The organism is Vibrio rumoiensis 1S-45, from assembly GCF_000286955.2.
GTDB lineage: Bacteria > Pseudomonadota > Gammaproteobacteria > Enterobacterales > Vibrionaceae > Vibrio > Vibrio rumoiensis_A.
In genome coordinates this window covers 23,234-41,779 of the sequence record NZ_AJYK02000012.1, presented here as the reverse complement: position 1 = coordinate 41,779, position 18,546 = coordinate 23,234, and the positions used below count along the sequence as shown (strand labels likewise).

At 40.6% G+C, this 18,546-nt stretch carries 16 protein-coding genes; 3 read left to right on the top strand and 13 right to left on the bottom strand.

The features are described 5' to 3' along the window. The first annotated feature begins 153 nt into the window (after positions 1–153). The gene (locus A1QC_RS02115) at positions 154–2,085 is read left to right on the top strand and encodes a DUF294 nucleotidyltransferase-like domain-containing protein (RefSeq protein WP_017024578.1); all 1,932 of its coding nucleotides are present in this window, start codon (positions 154–156) and stop codon (positions 2,083–2,085) included. A gap of 13 nt (positions 2,086–2,098) precedes the next feature. Next, entirely contained in the window at positions 2,099–2,827 is a 729-nt protein-coding gene (locus tag A1QC_RS02110; protein WP_017024577.1) for a 3'-5' exonuclease, read from the top strand. Between the two features lie 93 nt (positions 2,828–2,920). Here A1QC_RS02110 and A1QC_RS02105 read toward each other — a convergent pair whose 3' ends face one another. The 7 genes from A1QC_RS02105 to A1QC_RS02075 form a co-directional block, all read right to left on the bottom strand. Further along, complete coding sequence (locus A1QC_RS02105) at positions 2,921–4,501, bottom strand: BCCT family transporter (RefSeq protein ID WP_017024576.1); 1,581 nt, start codon at positions 4,499–4,501, stop codon at positions 2,921–2,923. Between the two features lie 261 nt (positions 4,502–4,762). Then, a complete protein-coding gene (locus A1QC_RS02100) occupies positions 4,763–5,416 on the bottom strand; it encodes a response regulator transcription factor (RefSeq protein ID WP_017024575.1) in 654 nt (217 codons plus the stop codon). Further along, complete coding sequence (locus tag A1QC_RS02095) at positions 5,413–6,825, bottom strand: cache domain-containing protein (protein WP_017024574.1); 1,413 nt, start codon at positions 6,823–6,825, stop codon at positions 5,413–5,415. The genes A1QC_RS02100 and A1QC_RS02095 overlap by 4 nt, the downstream gene beginning before the upstream one ends. Before the next feature lie 155 nt (positions 6,826–6,980). Continuing rightward, a complete protein-coding gene (locus A1QC_RS02090; protein WP_017024573.1) occupies positions 6,981–8,273 on the bottom strand; it encodes a TRAP transporter large permease in 1,293 nt (430 codons plus the stop codon). Then, positions 8,270–8,833, bottom strand: coding sequence for a TRAP transporter small permease subunit (locus A1QC_RS02085; protein WP_017024572.1), 564 nt, complete (start codon positions 8,831–8,833; stop codon positions 8,270–8,272). Before A1QC_RS02085 ends, A1QC_RS02090 begins: the two co-directional genes overlap by 4 nt. 155 nt (positions 8,834–8,988) lie before the next feature. Then, positions 8,989–10,026 carry a TRAP transporter substrate-binding protein gene (locus A1QC_RS02080; protein WP_431305830.1) on the bottom strand — a complete coding sequence of 346 codons (1,038 nt, stop codon included), beginning with the start codon at positions 10,024–10,026 and terminating at the stop codon, positions 8,989–8,991. Between the two features lie 423 nt (positions 10,027–10,449). After that, complete coding sequence (locus A1QC_RS02075; protein ID WP_017024570.1) at positions 10,450–10,854, bottom strand: hypothetical protein; 405 nt, start codon at positions 10,852–10,854, stop codon at positions 10,450–10,452. Positions 10,855–11,261: 407 nt separating this feature from the next. Between A1QC_RS02075 and A1QC_RS02070 the strand changes: the two genes are divergently transcribed. Then, entirely contained in the window at positions 11,262–11,936 is a 675-nt protein-coding gene (locus A1QC_RS02070; RefSeq protein WP_017024568.1) for a DUF2982 domain-containing protein, read from the top strand. On the opposite strand, the gene A1QC_RS02065 is transcribed toward A1QC_RS02070, so the two are convergent. The 6 genes from A1QC_RS02065 to A1QC_RS02040 all read right to left on the bottom strand — a co-directional run bounded on the left by A1QC_RS02065 (position 11,933) and on the right by A1QC_RS02040 (position 18,420). Then, positions 11,933–12,586: an MBL fold metallo-hydrolase gene (locus A1QC_RS02065; RefSeq protein WP_017024566.1), complete on the bottom strand. Its 654-nt coding sequence runs from the start codon at positions 12,584–12,586 to the stop codon at positions 11,933–11,935. The genes A1QC_RS02070 and A1QC_RS02065 overlap by 4 nt on opposite strands. 126 nt (positions 12,587–12,712) lie before the next feature. Then, entirely contained in the window at positions 12,713–13,852 is a 1,140-nt protein-coding gene (locus tag A1QC_RS02060) for a DUF1513 domain-containing protein (protein ID WP_017024565.1), read from the bottom strand. Then, positions 13,842–14,888 (bottom strand): imelysin family protein, encoded by a 1,047-nt coding sequence (locus A1QC_RS02055; protein WP_017024564.1) that lies wholly within the window; start codon positions 14,886–14,888, stop codon positions 13,842–13,844. Before A1QC_RS02055 ends, A1QC_RS02060 begins: the two co-directional genes overlap by 11 nt. A gap of 25 nt (positions 14,889–14,913) precedes the next feature. Continuing rightward, positions 14,914–16,314 carry a di-heme oxidoredictase family protein gene (locus A1QC_RS02050; protein WP_017024563.1) on the bottom strand — a complete coding sequence of 467 codons (1,401 nt, stop codon included), beginning with the start codon at positions 16,312–16,314 and terminating at the stop codon, positions 14,914–14,916. Positions 16,315–16,366: 52 nt separating this feature from the next. Further along, positions 16,367–17,623, bottom strand: coding sequence for an imelysin family protein (locus tag A1QC_RS02045; RefSeq protein ID WP_017024562.1), 1,257 nt, complete (start codon positions 17,621–17,623; stop codon positions 16,367–16,369). Positions 17,624–17,817: 194 nt separating this feature from the next. Beyond that, positions 17,818–18,420 (bottom strand): GTP cyclohydrolase II, encoded by a 603-nt coding sequence (locus tag A1QC_RS02040; protein WP_017024561.1) that lies wholly within the window; start codon positions 18,418–18,420, stop codon positions 17,818–17,820. Between the last annotated feature and the right edge of the window lie 126 nt (positions 18,421–18,546).

The window sequence follows — 18,546 nt, the reverse complement described above, 5'->3', positions numbered from 1 at the left end:
TCGCTTCCATCGTTTTTTCTTTTTCTGTGTTCTTTTTCTGTGCTGTTTTCATTACTGACCTCGTTCATTTAGAACGCTTTTAAGATTAATGCTTTAGTTCCTTTTCTCGATTGCCTATAGTTACACAAATTCAAAAATGCAGTCGTGACCCTAATGGAAGCTGAATTACAAGAAATCCAAAATTTTCTCGCCCAATATCCACCTTTTGATGCATTGCCAGAAGATAAGTTAGCCTATGTTGCCAACAATACGGAAATTGCTTATTACCGTGAAAATACCCCCATCATCAAATTCGGCGATCATATCAAAGATTTATACATGGTGCGTTCTGGTGTCGTCGAAATATACCGTCGTAAAGGTGAGCTATATAACCGATTAGATGAAGGCGATATTTTCGGTCAGATGGGATTATTGATGAACGGTAAAGTTCGCCTACCTGCGACCGCAATTATGGATTCATTAATCTACTGCATACCGGAAGAGGTCTTTAACGACCTGTATGAAAATGAAGATACCTTTGCTGATTTTGTTGAAGTTGAAAATAACGCTCGCTTGCGCCAAGCCATCTCAGACAATAAAAACGCCAATGATTTAACGACATCAAAAGTAAAAACACTCATTACCCGAGAAGCCTTTACATTAAACAAAACCCAAACGATTCAAAATGCCGCCAAGCTGATGGCAGACGAAAACATTTCTGCACTATTAATCGTTGATGAAGCCATCCAAATTAATGAAGACAATGACAGCCAAGTCATCGGGATTATTACCGATCGGGACTTATGCACACGCGTTCTTGCTGAAGGGTTAGATCCTAATGCTCAAGTCAGTGAAGTGATGTCACACGAGTTAATATCATTGGATCACAATGCGTATGTGTATGAAGCCATGTTGGCAATGTTACGATGTAACGTTCACCACTTACCTATTCTCAAAAATAAACAACCCATCGGGATTATTGAAGTCTCCGATATTATCCGTTACGAGTCACAAAACAGCTTATTGCTAGTGAATCAAATCTTCCATCAGCAGTCTATTGATGACTTAGTTACCATTTCCGAGCAAGTCAAAGACTGCTTTGTGCGTTTGGTACATGAAGATGCCAATTCGCATATGGTAGGCAGTGCGATGGCCGTAATCGGTCGCAGTTTTAAGCAGCGTATTATTGAACTTGCAGAGGAACAATTAGGCGAACCCCCTATTCCATATTGCTTTCTAGCCTTAGGTTCAATGGCTCGTGATGAACAATTAATTGTAACGGATCAAGATAACGCGATCATTTTAGACAATAGCTACGATGCAAACTTACACAATGAATATTTTGCAAAGCTATCAGAATTTGTGTGCCAAGGGCTATCACGTTGCGGCTACCTGTTGTGTACTGGTGACATCATGGCAACCAACCCTATGTGGCGTATGACTCGTACTGAATGGGAAGAATGCTTTGCCGATTGGATTGATAATCCAAACCCGAAAGCATTACTTAACAGCTCAATCTTTTTTGATCTTGATGGTGTCTACGGGCGCGTAAAATGGGCTGAACATCTCAATGGTTTTATCGTTCGAAGAGCAAGTAAGAATAATAAGTTTTTAGCGTGCCTTGCGAGAAATGCCATAAGCCGAACTCCTCCACTCGGTTTCTTTAAAGAATTCGTCATGGAAAAAGATGGTCGTCATAATAATTCAATCAACCTTAAGCGTCGTGGTACTGCTCCATTAGCGGATCTGATACGAGTGCATGCATTAGCCGTAGGATCACGCTCACAGAACTCATTTGAGCGCTTAGATGACATCATTGAAGCCGGCATCTTACCTAAAGGTCGTGCGGAAGACTTACAAGATGCCATGGAATACATTTCAATGGTGCGCATTCGACATCAAGCATTAGATGTTGAAAACGAGGTCGAACCCGATAACAACATCGAACCTGAAAACATGTCCGATTTTGAACGTCGTAATTTAAAAGATGCATTCCAGATCCTCAGTAATGCACAGAATTTCATTAAGTACCGATATCATGGTAATTCATTTAAGAATTCCCCACCTCCAGCGACTAAAACTGCGCCGATACGTCGCAAGCGTTAACTAGGAAGTGATCATGAAAAATAAGCACCCCTTAGTTCAGCTTGATCCTAAGCTCACTTGGCAGCAATACTTTGTACAGCAGCAAGAATCGGCCAGTAATGGGTTATTAAAGCAGTTCTATCAAGCAGGTGTTATCGATCCGAATACTTTGCTATCTGAAGTTGAATTTGTCGCTTTAGATTTTGAAACAACCGGGTTGGATGTTGAAAAAGATGGCATCATCAGCATTGGACTGATCCCTTTTACACTCAATCGTATTTACTGCAAACACAGTAAACACTGGTTAGTGAAGCCTAGAAAACCACTTAATGAAGATTCTGTTGTGATCCATGGCATTACCCACAATGACTTATCCGATGCACCAGATTTACGTCGAATTCTAGAAGAAGTATTAGATTCATTAACCGGTAAAATTGTCGTTGTACATTACCAATATATTGAACGTCAATTTTTCGATCGCGCGTTAAAAGAACGAATAGGTGAAGGCATTCTTTTTCCCATGGTCGACACACTTGCCATTGAGTCAGCAATCCAAGCGAAAGCCGTTAGTGGCTGGTGGGATAAGTTACGTGGTAAAAAGCCGGAATCGGTGCGATTAGGTACAAGTAGAAGTCGTTATCACCTCCCTGCTTATCAACCTCATCATGCTTTGGTTGACGCCATTGCTACCGCAGAATTACTGCAAGCTCAAATTCTGCATCATTACAGCCCAGACACACCAATTAAAGATATTTGGTGTTAAGTTAGGTTTTTAATCTTATTTGTATCCTAGTTTAAAACTCAAATAAAAAAGGTTGGCGTGATGCCAACCTTTTGTTTTTTTAAATATATACCATTATTTCGAGGAACGAGGTTCTGTTCTTAAACCAAGTACCAAACTCACACACATAATCAACAGTACAAACACAAAGGGTAATGCTGTTGAAATGGCTGCAGCTTGAAGTGCGGCAATCGCGTTGCTGCCACCAACCCAAAGCAATGCAATTGCTACCGCACCTTGGATCACAGCCCAAAAAATGCGCTGAGGAACAGGTGAATCGATTTTACCACCAGCAGTGATACTATCGATAACCAACGAACCTGAATCTGATGAACTCACAAAGAACACCAAGATAAGTAAAATAGCGACACATGAAATTACTTGGCTCATTGGTAATGCATCAAACATTTGGAACATGGCCATCGTCGCATCATTGAAACCATTTTGACCTAACATGCCAATTTTGTTCACGAGTTGATCAATACCGACTCCGCCAAATGTTCCCATCCATACAGAAGTAATGATGGTTGGGATTAACAATACTGCAGTCACGAATTCACGAACCGTACGGCCACGTGATACACGAGCAATAAACATACCCACAAATGGTGACCAAGACATCCACCAAGCCCAGTAGAAAACGGTCCAACCATGCATCCAACCTTCATCTGCGCGGTTAAACGGGTTCGACAGTGGAATGATGTTTTCTACATAACTGATAATAGTCTCTGGCACAGTACGTGAAACCACTGCGAAACTTACAGCTGCAACAAATACTAATAAGATTAATGCAACGATCATATTGATATTACTAATCAGTTTCACGCCACCATCAATGCCGCGGACAACGGAAATGGTCGTCAAAATAGTCACACCGATAATCACAATAATTTGCAATCCAACCCCCGACTCAATGCCAAATACATGGCCTATACCGCTTGCCGCTTGTTGTGCACCAAAACCAAGTGAGGTGGATAAACCAAATAAAGTCGCTAATACTGCAAGAATATCAATGATATGCCCAGGCCAACCCCAAGTGCGATCCCCTAAAATAGGGTAAAAGATCGAACGAACAGAAAGTGGTAAGCCTTTGTTATAAGTAAAGAAGGCTAAAGACAAAGCCACAACCGCGTAAATCGCCCAAGGATGTAAACCCCAGTGATACATTGTCGCGCCAAGAGCCATACGTGCCGCTTCTGGAGTATTTGCAGCAACATTCAGTGGAGTACCAAACCAATCGGTATAATAAGCAGCCGGTTCAGCCACACTCCAAAACATTAACCCAATCCCCATACCAGCCGCAAAAAGCATCGCAAGCCATGATAGATAAGAATGTTCTGCTGTCGCCGTATCGCCACCTAAGCGGATTTTCCCGAATGGAGAAACGATTAATAACAAACAAAAAACGACAAAAATGTTACCCGCAATAATAAATAGCGAGTCAAAAGTGTTAATAATTGAATTTTTTATGCCATCTAACGCTGTTTTTGCGGTTAATGGATCGGCGACAAGCACACCAATTAAGAAAAGAAGAATCAAACCGGCACTAATGGTGAAAACGGAGTTATGCACATCAAACCCCCATTTTTGGACATTATCTTGCCCAACTGTATAGTCAGTGCTGTCTATACTGTATTTATCTATACCTTTTGTCATACAACCTCGTTCATTTGTGACACAAAATGTGTTTATGCTAGCAGGGAAATATTTCGCCCACTAAACAAAAAAGACTAAACACACATAATATTGACGGCTAAATCCTAACGATCGTGTCAGAAAAATCCACTAAAACCCATGAAAACAAGGTTTATTCGTTTAAAAAATAAACGATTATTGTTAAGTTATGACAATTATTCCCACTATTTTAATATTCAAATGACAATTGAATTATATTTCGCTCACTAAACATCGTCTGTTTTAAGCGGATAATAGGCCTTTTTCAACCGCGTATTTCGTCAATTCAGCCGTCGAGTGTAAATCTAGTTTGTGCTTGATGTTTTGTCTATGTGTTTCCACCGTTCGGTAACTAATATTCAATACTTTAGCGATTTTCTTGCTACTTTCACCTTGCGCGACCATTTTTAAAATCATATCTTCACGACGACTTAATGGGTTAATTTTTTGTGGAATGGGCGGAATGGATTGTGTAAACAAGGTTTGAGTGACGGATTCGCAGAAATACGTTGAGCCTTGATAGACGGTTTTAATCGCTTGGATCAATTTATCTGAAGAAATGTCTTTTAACATATAGCCCACTGCTCCCGCTTGCATCACCTTCATGATGTATTCACGGTTGTCATGCATCGTTAAGATCAGTACTTTCACATCTGGAAAATGTGCTTTGATCTCTGCTGTCGCTTCCAATCCAGTACAATGAGGCATACTGATATCCATTAAGACTACATCCGGCTTACTGGCTCGTACCGCTTCTACCGCTTCAATACCATTACTTGCCGTCGCCACAACATCAATATCATGTTCCAGTTCTAACCGCGCAACAAAACCATCCAAGACAACTTGGTGATCATCAACCACGACAATGTTTATTTTTGCTTCACTCATAATGCTCATACCTCCTTTTCATTCACACTTATCTGTCCATGATGGAGAATTTTTGCAGATTTCATGTCCATTTCTAATAATACCGTTATTTCTGTTCCGCCACCGCGTTCACTGTTTATATCAAAATCCCCTCCAATGAATTCAACACGCTCTCGCATATTCCGTAGCCCTATTCCTTTCTTTTTGACGATATCATTCAGTTGAAAACCCACTCCGTCATCGCGAACAATCAGTTGAATGGTATTTTTTAAACTTTGTAAACGGATATCAACATTGGAAGCGTACGCATGCTTTTCAATATTGGTCAGGGATTCTTGAACCACTCGATACAATGTCGTGCTAATTTCACTATCGATAGAGCCAGTTCTTAATTGAATGTCTCGATGAATAGGAAGCTGAGAGTGTTCAGAAAAGTCATCCAATAACGAATTTAATGCTGCTTCTAAACCTAGATCATCGAGTGCGCTGGGTCTTAAATTATGAGAAATTCGTCTTACTTCTAATATTGCCGTCTGCAGAGAAAGCTCAGCCTTATTGATTTGAGATAAGGTCCCACCATCCATCTCCGGCTTTTGTCCCATTTTGTGAGACAGTATATCCAAATGACATTTACTCGAAACCAACAGTTGGTTAATACCATCATGCAATTCGCGGGCGAGATGCTTTTTCTCATCTTCTTGAAATAAAACCGTTCGGTGCACCAATTCTTTTAAGCTTTTATCCGCTAATTTATGCTCATGAAGATTAATGGCAAGTGTTAAGACAATAATGACTGCAACCGTTACGGCTAATAAAGCAACAACCGAAAAAAAAGTGGCTTCAATGTTTTGATTGATGCTTTTAGTTAACTCGACCACTTCCCTTTCGATATCATCAATATATAACCCCGTTCCCACCATCCATTCCCACTTTCCGAGCCAAGTCGCGTAGCTCAGTTTTTCTTCCATTTTACCGCTGCTCGGCTGTTGCCATAGGTATTGGTGAAAGCCGCCCCCTGTTTGAGCTTCAAATAACAATGCTTGGATTAAATAATTTCCATTATTGTCTTGCAGGTTGATGAGGTTTTTTCCAATTAGCTCAGGTTGTGTTGGGTGAACAAGATTAACCCCATCTTTATCGTAAACAAAAAAGTAGCCATCTTCCCCATAGCGTAAATTATTTAAAATCGTCTTCACTTGGCGCTTAGCAGCATCATCCGTTACGTCTGCTTTATCATACACATGATTAATCGCAGCCATCGCCAATTGAAGATTGTCTTGCAGAGCATGTTCTCGCGATTCAAGCAGTTTGGCTCGGAAAGTTTCAATCTCTTTTTGCCCTAATGATTTTGTTTGGTGCACAAAGATCCAACTAATACTGGCAGTGACACACAGTAAAGGAATTAAAGCGAGAAGAAATAATTTTACTTTTAATGGCATTCCATTTGCCTAATGTTTGATCCAATTCATTTATTGATAGTAGCAATTTTCTAATTCATTCAAGAATAAACAAAAAGAAACCCCGCGATTGCTCACAAAACAATACACGGGGTTAAGAGTTTTCTACTCAATCTGTTTGAGTATTTTGATATATTTTAAAAAGCAGACATACCGTAGAACTCAGGTACGACTAACAATGAAATTAACACCGCAATCTGAATCAAGATAAAGGGCATGACACCTTTATAAATATCTCGCGTCGTAATGCCATTGGGTGCAACCCCTTTTAAGTAAAAAAGGCTAAAACCAAATGGTGGGGTTAAGAACGAGGTTTGTAGATTCATCGCAATCAAAATACCAAACCACATCATGTTAATGCCCATCAACTCAGCAACTGGTACTAAAATTGGCACGATGATGAAACAAATTTCAATAAAGTCGATAAAGAAACCCAACACCAAAATAACCAACATCGTCACAATCAAAAAGCCCCATTTGTCGCCCGGTAATGATGTCATCCACTCTTCGACGAGGTAATCACCACCGGTGTAAACAAACGCCATTGAAAACGCGGTTGCGCCAAGCAAAATCGCGAATACCATCGCAGTCACTTTGACCGTTTCTTGCGCACTTTCGTACAACATCTTCCAACTAAATTGACGATATAACAACGCAAGAACAATTGAACCTGCCCCGCCTAATGCCGCCGATTCTGTTGGTGTTGCAATGCCTGCAAAAATTGAACCTAAAACCACCACAATCAGAAGCAAAGGTGGAATGACCGCAAATAATGCCTTTCGTACTTCTTCCTTGCGCGAAACATTATCTTCACGCGTCATGCATTGCGCTTCTTCAGGGTTTAACTTCGCATAAATTAAAATATAAATAACATAAGCCACCACTAAAACTAAGCCCGGCCAAATCGCGGCATGGAATAAATCACCAACAGGAACACCTAATACATCGCCTAGTAAAATCAGCACAATAGAAGGTGGAATGATTTGCCCTAGGGTGCCCGATGCGCATATCGTTCCGCAGGCAAGTCCCTTGTTGTAGTTGTACTTCATCATTACTGGCAAGGAGATCAATCCCATTGCCACAACCGATGCACCAACTACCCCAGTAGAAGCGGCAAGTAGCACACCAACTAATACCGTTGAAATGGCGATACCGCCACGAATGCCACCAAACAAGCGAGCCATCGATTCTAACAACTGCTCTGCCAATTTGGTTTTTTGTAAAACAAGTCCCATGAATACAAATAAAGGTACTGCCATCAATACCGTATTTTGCATGATGGATTGAATTCGATACGGCATGAAGGCAAACATTTCTGGCCCTTCCGCCCAAATTCCAAATATCAGTGCAATACCACCAAAGGTAAAGGCAACTGGAAAACCAATAAGGAGCGCAAACAAAGCGACGATGAACATGACAATACCGATCATGATAAACCTCCTTGTGCATTGGCTGCTTTATCTTCTTGGCCAAGTTCTGGGTGCATTGGATTGATCAAACGATTAATAGAATTAAGTAGCATGCCGATACCACTGATCGCCATACAGAAAAAAGAAAGAGAAATCGTCGATTTAATAATCCAACGATAAGGTAAACCGCCCGGATCACCTGAGGTTTCACCAAGATCATAAGACTCTTGAGCAAAGTTAACGCCATACCAAGCGACTAATAAGCAAAATGGCATCAAAAAGACCAATACTCCGAATATATTAATGATCGCGCGAGTACGAACGGAAAGGTTTTCATAAAGCACATCGACACGAACGTGACCACTAGTGCGAATGGCGTAAGGTACGCCTAATAAGAACACCACTGAAAATAAATGCCATTCCATTTCTTGCATGCCAATCGACACATCATTAAAGGCATAACGCATCACGACGTCATAAACGACATTCAACATTAGTAAAATAAATAGCACACTGGCTACCCAGCCGAGCAAGTCACCAAACCGGTTAAACCCTCTCTCTAGCTTTAGCAATAAGCTCATTTCTCACTACTCCTTGAGAATGAATCCTTCCTATACCTTCCAATAAGGTAGGTATTCAAATGACGTAAATAATCAAAACCGCAAAGCCACATTGTTATCTTACGGATAAAAGGCTTTGCGGTTTCTCATCATTACCGTTCTACATTGTTTAACGGCTATTTAGCTTCGTTATCCAAGTAAGCTTTGGTTGAAATATCCGTCCACGCGCGCACCTCTTTTAAGTATGCCGCTTGCGAAGCTTGAATTTCTTTCGCTAATGGATCTTGAGATGCATGCTCTTTCAACAATTTATCATTAGCAGCACGTAACGCGTCCATAACTTCTGGCGGGAAGTCTTTCACTTTTACGTTCGGGTATTCGGTTTTAATGGATGCCCAGTTTTTGCCACTTTCGTGTACCGCTTGAATGTACATATCGTAGGCTGCTGTCTTCATTGAAATACGTAAGATTTCTTGTAGATCCGCAGGCAATTTTTCCCACACTTGCTTGTTCACAAGGAATTGAAGCTCTGATCCTGGCTCATGCCAACCTGTGTAGTAATACGGTGCAATTTTGTGGAATCCCATACGCAAATCCAGTGATGGACCAACCCACTCCAATGCATCAATCGTGCGGCGTTCAAGTGCTGTATAAAGCTCACCCGGGGCTATATTAGTTGGTTTTGCACCTAGCTCTGCCATGATTTCTCCGGCAAAGCCTGGGATACGCATTTTCAACCCTTTAAGGTCATCGACTGAATTGATCTCTTTTTGAAACCAGCCACCCATTTGAAACTCAGTGTTGCCACCAGGGAAAGATAAAAGGTTATGAGGGCTATAAACTTGGTTCATCAAGTCCATACCACCGCCATAATAGAACCAAGCATATTGTTCAGCAGGTAGCATGCCAAAAGGCATAGAAGTGAAATATAAAGTGTTAGGTACCTTGCCTTTCCAATAATAAGAACCTGAATGTCCCATATCATATTGGCCAGATTTCACCATATCGAACACACCGAGTGGCGCTTTATGCTTGTTAGCGGAATCGATACGGATTTCTAAACGACCATTCGACATTTCATTGGCCATTTTTGCCATGTTCTTGGTCGCATCGCCAAATATTGGGAAGTTTGCTCCCCATGTTTCAGCCAGTTTTAAGCGGTAAACTTTTTCGGCAGCAAATGCTTGAGTCGAAAACATGGCTCCCGTTGCCATTGCAACAATAAGCGTCTTTTTTAAGGCGCTTTGCGCGATCCTTTTCATTACATTCATTCTCGGCGTCCCTTGTTATTATAAAAATGCATTCAAAGACTAGAAGTATTTTAATAATTTCAAATCAGGATAATTACGCAAAAGAAATGATTCAGGCAAAAGAACCCATAAGCCACCTCAAACTAAAGTATTACGTATATATACTTACATAAAATATTAAAAATGATTTATATCAATGCTTTAATATTTAAAGATTAAAACTTACTACGTACTTTTAGGTAGGTATTATTTCTTGTTTTTTCTACTTATCAATTTAACAAATTGAGATATTGGTCTATTAATACTCTAATAAAACAAAACCCCCACTTAATAGAAAGTGAGGGTTTTATCGAATATTGATTGATTAAAGCTTCAATCTACTCGTAATTAAGCCAATTTATAAGTTACTTTGTTGCCCACTGCTTCTTTAATTACAAGATTTTCTTCAACTAACTTTTTCAAGCCACCGGTTGCCCAAGCTGCGGCTTTTGCATCTTCTTGGCCTGCTTCAAGACCAATGTTTTTAGGGCTAATACCGTCAGAGTTGGCAGCAACGATATCTAATACTTGTTGTTGTTTTGGTGTTAGTTTTACATCTTGAGATGCTTCTACGGCAGCTTCAACAGCAGCACTGGCAACTTTATCAACTTTAGCCGCAACAGTTTTTACTTTTACTGCCGCTTTTTCTGCTTTAGGCTTAACCTTTTTTACGGTTTTTTCAGCCGTTACTTTGGTTGCTTTAATTGTTTTTTTAAGTTTAAGTTGTACATTGCGCTTATGTGCAAGTCTCATTGAAGTTCTCCACAAGTCACTAAATTTAGTGTGGTAAAAAAAAGTTGAACGGAGTTATAACAAAAACCAAATCAAAATTACAGCTATCGGTTAAAAATTGAGCTAAATTACTATTATTTTATTGAAATGAGCTGAAAATCATCGATTGTCTGCAATTTTATTCATAATGTGATATAGCAAAAATAGTTGAAGTCATAGCAGGGTTAGAAGCACCCAAAGTCCCATGAGCCTAGTTTCCTACACAGTTAAGGTAAGTGAATGCTGCCAGAAAAGTTGCACCTTCACTTAAGGAAGGTAAACGTCAGTTTTTAAATCTAACTTGATTCTTTCCCCACATCACTTTTACCGTCATACTCAAATTACTTGGGTATATATTTTGCTTAACAGACTTCGTTATTAGGGGAAAAATGCCTACAACTCAACTTTTCCAACCTCAACCAAACATCCCCTTATGGGTAAAATACGCCTTATGGGCCGCGATAGTAATGATGAGTTTTATCATTGAAAGTTGGTTGAACCTGAAAGTGGCCTCTTTATTTTTTGCTACTGCATTAATTCTATTATTTGCCCTCAAGCAATATGTGTACGGACAAAATTTAGGCTTTACCTTTACTGAAACACATTTCCAACAACATTTATTTAAAGGTGGTTGGGTCTTAAATTGGACCAATATCCAACGCATTGGTGAGTGTTCGTATGATTTTCAAGGTTGGTGTACCCCTATTCCATGGATCGGTATTGAGATAAAAGAATATCAAAGTTGTATTGAACGTATGAGCCCTAAAATCATTACTCAAATTCTTCTCCATCAACGCAGTTTATTAATGGTCGGGCTAAAGCAGCATGGTAGACAAGGTGAGTTTGAAGATTTTGTTATGAATGATACACCCTATACACTCCCAAATGGACGTCGCTTATTAGGTTTACAAGCAATGCTAGCCAATAGAATGGCGATCCAAAAAGAATTATGGGGATTTGATTTGTTTATCGCAGAAGGTGATTTAATTAAATCGAAAGAAGTGTTCATTGGAATGGCTCGCCGCTATCTAGCTGCCAGCCATAACCATCAAGAACAGGATTAATATTGTGGCATTTCATCGGCAACAAATGGATTCGTTTTACGTTCCTGTCCAAATGTTGATTCTGGCCCATGACCGGGAATAAATCGGACTTCATTTCCTAACGGCCATAATTTGTTTTTAATGCTGTTAATCAAGGTTTGATAATCACCTTTAGGGAAATCGGTACGGCCAATTGCGCCATTAAAAAGTACATCCCCTACAAAGGCAATATTGGCGGATTGACTGTATAGCACGACATGACCAGGTGTATGCCCGGGCGTATGAATAACTTGCAGAACTTCCTCACCAAATTCGATGGTATCCCCCTCTTGCAGCCATTGTGTTGGCTCAAATGGGTCTATTGGTGGAAAGCCAAACATCTGACTTTGATTCATTAAGCCTTGTAGCCAGAATGCATCATCAATATGCGGCCCTATAACAGGAACATTCATTGCTGATTTAAGCTCTGGCGTGCCTCCAACATGATCAAGATGTCCGTGGGTCAATACGATTTTTTCAAGCGTCACACCAAGTGTATTGATGATGGTGATTAAGTGCTCCACTTCACCACCGGGATCAACAATGACCCCCTTCATGGTTTGATCGCACCAAACAATAGAGCAATTTTGTTGGAAAGGTGTCACGGGAACAGATTGGTATTGAAGGCTCATAATGGACTATCTCATCGGAAATTAATGGCAACTCATGCTCGAAACATTTTGTTCGACACTTTATGATCGAAACTATGCCAGTTCAGCCATCAATTAACAAGTCAGAGGGATTCGATAAGCCTCTTATCAACTGGGGATAGCATTCCAATGGTTATCCCAGCGAACCTTGGAATTATGATGCTGAATTTCGTTGATGGGTTTTCTAGTGACAACCTCACCAGAGCCTGAACTTACATAGAAACGCCCTTGGTGAGCCACCACGCCTGAAGCATCTGGTAACGGGTTTAGTTCTAGGAGTTTATTTTGTGATATTGACCAAATACCATAGCAATTACCCGGTGGTGATGTCGCAAGTACGTAATCATCAACCACCGCAATACTGGCAATATAATGATTAAACATAGCCCATTCTTCAGGTTCTGCATTTAATAGCGTTAACTCACCATCTCCTTTTTGCATCGCAATTAAAGAAGGGTAATCATCCGGTTCGCCACGATATTGTTGCCCACATAAGATTAAGTCATGCTGATCATAGCCAAGATGTCTTATGCTTAATTTCTTATCTGCCAGCCCAACTTGGCAGGTAATATTTCCTTGGCTATCTAGACGAGTTAATGTCGGCTGCATGGTATCAAGATTCAATGGTTCACGACCATATGTATGCACACCACCCACACCAACGGCATAGCTCCCATTATTCAAACGAATAATTTCATGCGGGCCGATCCCAATGCCATGCCATTCGTCCACTTTTTTATAACCGTTGTTGACATCATAAACACCAATCAAGCCTTGGCTTGTTTCTTGAATGCCTTGTGTTGCCAATAAATACTGTCCATCGAGGCTGAAAACGCCATGACCATAAAAATGCCGATTGCCTTCTGCTTGAATAAGCTGCTTTTTCTCACCAGTGTTATAATCAAACACTTGAAAGTAACTGCCTGGTCGACGAGCAAAGGCAACCGCATCGGTAAAGCCCATGGTACTCATCTGACTAATCGCCACCCCATGCGCTCTTTCTGGCAGCGGTATTTGAAAAATAGGATTGCCTTGCCAATCTGCAACCACACTGTGAAACTGCTGATTAAAGCCGACTGAATTGCCAATTAATGCTGCTTGCGGTTGATTGTTTTTTTGATAGAGCCAACTTAGCCCACCTAATGCCGTTGCACCGCCACCTAGAGCGGCAAGCATCAATAACTTTCTTCTTTTTGCATCAACGGAGTGGTCTTTACTTAACGTCTTATCCACCGACTTAGTCTCCATCGGTGGAGTTAAACCCAACCACAACACCTAGTTCAACGGCCGCTTCATCATGCAATAAGTATTTAATCCGCTCGAGTTTGTTGTATTGCGCAAGCGCTTCTCGATAGCCATCTTTGGTTTGCAGCATATCAAACAAGCTGCTTTCTTTTGGCCAAGTGCTTAACGTCTGATCAAATTGCGCGGCTAAACGATCAGCCAAATCAACATTTCCTTTAAGCCTTAATAGCGCATCTAACCCCTTCCCATTTGCAAGGTAAAGTTCACGAAGTGCTGCTACATTAGACTTAATCAACGCAAGAGATTGCTTTGAACGCCAAGCTTCTGAGAAATAAGGGCGTGGATGCCCAATTTTTGCTAACGGACGGCTCATTTTTTGCAAAACAAAATCCAATTGATTCATTAATAAACCAAGGTATTCCGCTTGCCATTGATCCTGATCATACGAAGCCCAAGGGTTCACTTTCCATTGTTGTTCAATCGTTTCAGCATTATTTTTTAGGTTATCACTGACTGCGTTAACCAATGTACAAGCCGATTTATTGCCTTTAGAAAATTCAGAATTAGTGTCAAAAAGTAACCACTCTAAGCCACTTAAGCCTTGCACAGTAACGCTTTGCTCGGCAATAGAGCTTGCATTCCACAAGGTATTATCTTGTAAAAGTTGCTCCATCTTACGACCAGTAATATTTTTCTTATCCGGCCAAAATTGAATATTCCAACCCAACGAAACCGCTTCTTGTGGCCCTTTTGCTTGTCCTTGTAATGACATCCAAGCATGCATTGAATCTAACCACTTAGCTTGAACATCACTCAGTGTCATGTTTGCTTCCGGCGAACAGTATTGGGAAACCGACGTTTGTAGGTTGCTGACTGTCGAGGAAAATTGCTGTGCAAAATGTTCTTCAATTTGATGAACTTGTTGCTGACTATTTGAAGGCTCAGACAAATTTTCAGCAGTAGAATATGAAGATGTGGTGTAATAAATCACACCACTTAATAGGCTCACTGAAACGACAACGGCTAGTGTTTTGAACATAATGACTCCATCAAAACGGTTTAATTTATAGCGAATTCAAAAAAGCGATCAACGCGGTGCGATCTGCCTTACTTAAATTCAACACTTTATTTTTTGCAGCTTGTGCTTCACCACCATGCCATAACACCGCTTCCATGGCATTTCTGGCGCGTCCATCATGTAAGAAATAGGTGTGACCATTCACTTCTTCTGTATAACCAAGCCCCCACAACGGTGGAGTTCTCCATTCCGTTCCTGTTGCTAGAAACTCAGGACGATGATCAGCTAAACCTTCTCCCATATCGTGCAGTAGCATGTCAGTGTATGGGTGAATCGTTTGTTCAGACAATGAAGGTAATTCTTCACGTTTAGCGGTTTTTATTTCCGGTGTATGACAAGAGGCGCAGCCAACATCTTCAAATAGTTCCTGACCACGCAGCACTGAAGAGTCAGTGGTGCTACGGCGGATCGGCACAGCTAAATGTTGTGAATAAAATTCCACAAAATTCATTATCTTATTGCTCACTTCAACGTTTTCATCATCAGGGCTATTACCATTAGGTAACTCAGCACAAATGGTTTGCTTGGGTGAACAATTTTCAGTGGGGAATAAGGTGCTGGTTAACCCTAAGTCACCATTAAAGGCTGCTGCATCTTGTTGAATAAGCGTAGGTTGCCCTGCTTTCCAACCAAATCGGCCGACAGCGGTCGATTGAGTTTGAGCGTCCCATACTTGATTTAACTTACCGGAGATCCCTTTGCCTTCTTTGGCCTGCAGCTCCGCAAGTTGCTGTAAGGTTTCTACCGATATTGATTCAAGTAAACCTAAACCAATCATAGGCGGGGCAACACGTGCTGACAGCATAGTATCAGGGTGCAACTCACCGTAATTTAAGTCGTGCAAAATTAACTTAGGTTTTCTTAATTCAATTTTCTCACCATCGCTGAAAGTCACATTAAATTTTTCATATTCAATTTTAATTTTACCTTCAGGTTTAGCGTTTGGAATCGCAAAATCTTCAAGCTGGTCGCCATAAGTGGGTTCGGGGATCACACCAGATTGAATTAACTGTTGTTTTTGCGCATCCGTTAATGCGGGAATACTCATTCTCACTAACATGGATACCGCTTGATCTTCTCCTTCTTCAGGAGGGTGACCACGACCATCTTTTATGTGGCAATTTTGGCAACCATTGGTATTGAATAATGGACCTAAGCCATCTCTTGCATCAGTCGTTGCCGGTGCTTGAACCCATGGATTACGAAAAAAACTATTACCCACACTAAAGTCTAATCGTTTAGAGATAGGTAAATTATTAGAAGGCATGGAAAACGCATTACTGCCTTGTTTATTCGTGCTGGTATCGCCACCAGATTTAACACCATAAGCGAATGCAGTTGTAGGAAGAGTGAAACATAAGAGGGTTGTTAAAAAAGAAAGTTTCATGGTACATCCTGTAAGGGCTCATATTACAGAGCCCTTTTCCATTTTCTAAAGATTAAAATTCATGATCAGCGTTATCTGGGCTTAGGCTTGTGATCCCAATTAAAGCCGCTGCTTTTTCAATCGCTTCAGTTTGTTTAACTAACGCATTGATTGACGCATTCACCAGTTCATTACCCACTTTGTTATTTGAAGCAATAAGTTGATCAAAGTGTTGGTTGTCTTTTTCAGCAGAATCAACCAATGTATGAACTTGATTGCGGGTGGCATCAAATTGTTCTGCAATTTGTTTTGCCGCTGCCGCATCTTTTTCTGCAACAAGATCTTTAATGCTTGCGCCTTTTACTACCGAGCCATCTACGCGAGTATAACTGCCGTTAAATACGTTGTAGATACCTTGTTCATTATAAAAATGTGAGTTGTGAGTATTATCAGAGAAACAGTCATGCTCGTCTTCTGTCGAGTTTGCTTCCAATGCCACTTTCATACGCTCACCAGCCAGTTCGCCTAATGAAAGTGAGCCCATACCGAACATCATCTTGCGAATACCATCTTCTGCCGGCTGGCTTAATAGTTCACTGCGATAATTGTCTTTACCTTCCGCAGCCCATTGCGCTTTCATCCACTCTAAATCTTGTACAAGCAACTGAGTTGCCGCTTCAAGGTATTGAGCACGACGGTCACAATTACCATTCGTACAGTCTTTACCTACTACATAGTCAGTGTATGGACGGTCACCAGCACCCGCTTGTGTACCCTGTAGATCTTGACCCCACAATAAGAACTCAATGGCATGATAACCAGTTGCCACGTTGGCTTCCGATCCTGCTAATTCATTCAAATTAGCCAAAAGCTCTGGTGTGATTTTAGATGCATCAATCTTGTCAGTACCAACTTGGATCGATTTATTCGCAATAATGTTAGCTTGTGCACCTTCATTACCAAGCTCAAAGTGATAGCCTTTAGCAACATAATCGATAAGCCCTTCATCTAAAGGCCACGCATTAAGCTGCCCTTCCCAATCATCCACGATGGCATTACCAAAACGGAAGGTTTCAGATTGTTGATAAGGTACTCGAGATGCTAACCAAGCTTTACGTGCTTGTTCAAGGGTTTGTTGTGATGGCGATTTAATCAATGCATCTACAGATGTCTGTAGTTGTTTCGCCGTGATAGAGGCATCATCAAAAACAGCATAAGCAAGGTCTGCGTAGTTTTTAACGACATCTTTTTGTTCTACAGCGGCAAATGCAGAATGACTGCCAAGCAGTAAAGCTGAAGCAATAATATGAGATGAGTTGAGTTTAAACATAGTTCTTCCCTGAATAAATACAGATGATAGTAAAAATAGTTATCATTAAGATATGAGTTTCGAAATCATACTTACTTACAGAAAATTTACAACTGTAACATCTATGATTATTGGCAAGTAACTCAATATTGATGGAAGAATAAGCGGTAGGTATATACACAGACATAAAAAAGGCCTCTGAGAGGCCTTTGGTTTTACTTTTCGAATTTCAGTCGATGTTTGCCATGGGAAGCTTTTGCTTTCAAATAACTTTCATTGCCATGTTTCATATGAACATGGGTAGGAATAACTTCTTCTAGTTCAATTCCAAACTCTTGTAATTCTTTCATTTTCTTTGGGTTATTGGTGATCAATTTGATTTTCTCAATCCCTAAGGCCTTCAACATTTCAGCGGCTTCGGAAAAATCACGTAAATCATCACCAAATCCAAGGTGATTATTCGCTTCATAGGTATTCATCCCTTCACTTTGCAAGCGATAGGCATCAATTTTGTTATACAAGCCAATACCACGCCCTTCTTGGCGCAAATACAACAATATACCGCCATGTAAACCCATTTTTACAATGGTCTCATCCAGTTGTTCGCCACAATCACAACGTGATGAATGGAAAACGTCACCCGTTAAGCATTCAGAATGCATACGAACTAATGGGGCTTGCTCAGATTTATCAGCCGCTTGAAAGATGATTGCGACGTGTTCTTTATCTGTTTTAAGACCGTGGAAGGACAATAATTCTGCATCAATATCACTTTTAGAGCCAACTTTAAAATCAACTCTGGCACGAACTTCAGCCATACTTCTCTCACTTTTATTATTTTACCAATTGCCATCATTGGTATTCCCCACACTTCCGTTGACAGCATAAAATGAGGGATAAATCACATAGCAAATTATTTTGTTATAATATAACGTTTAACTGAG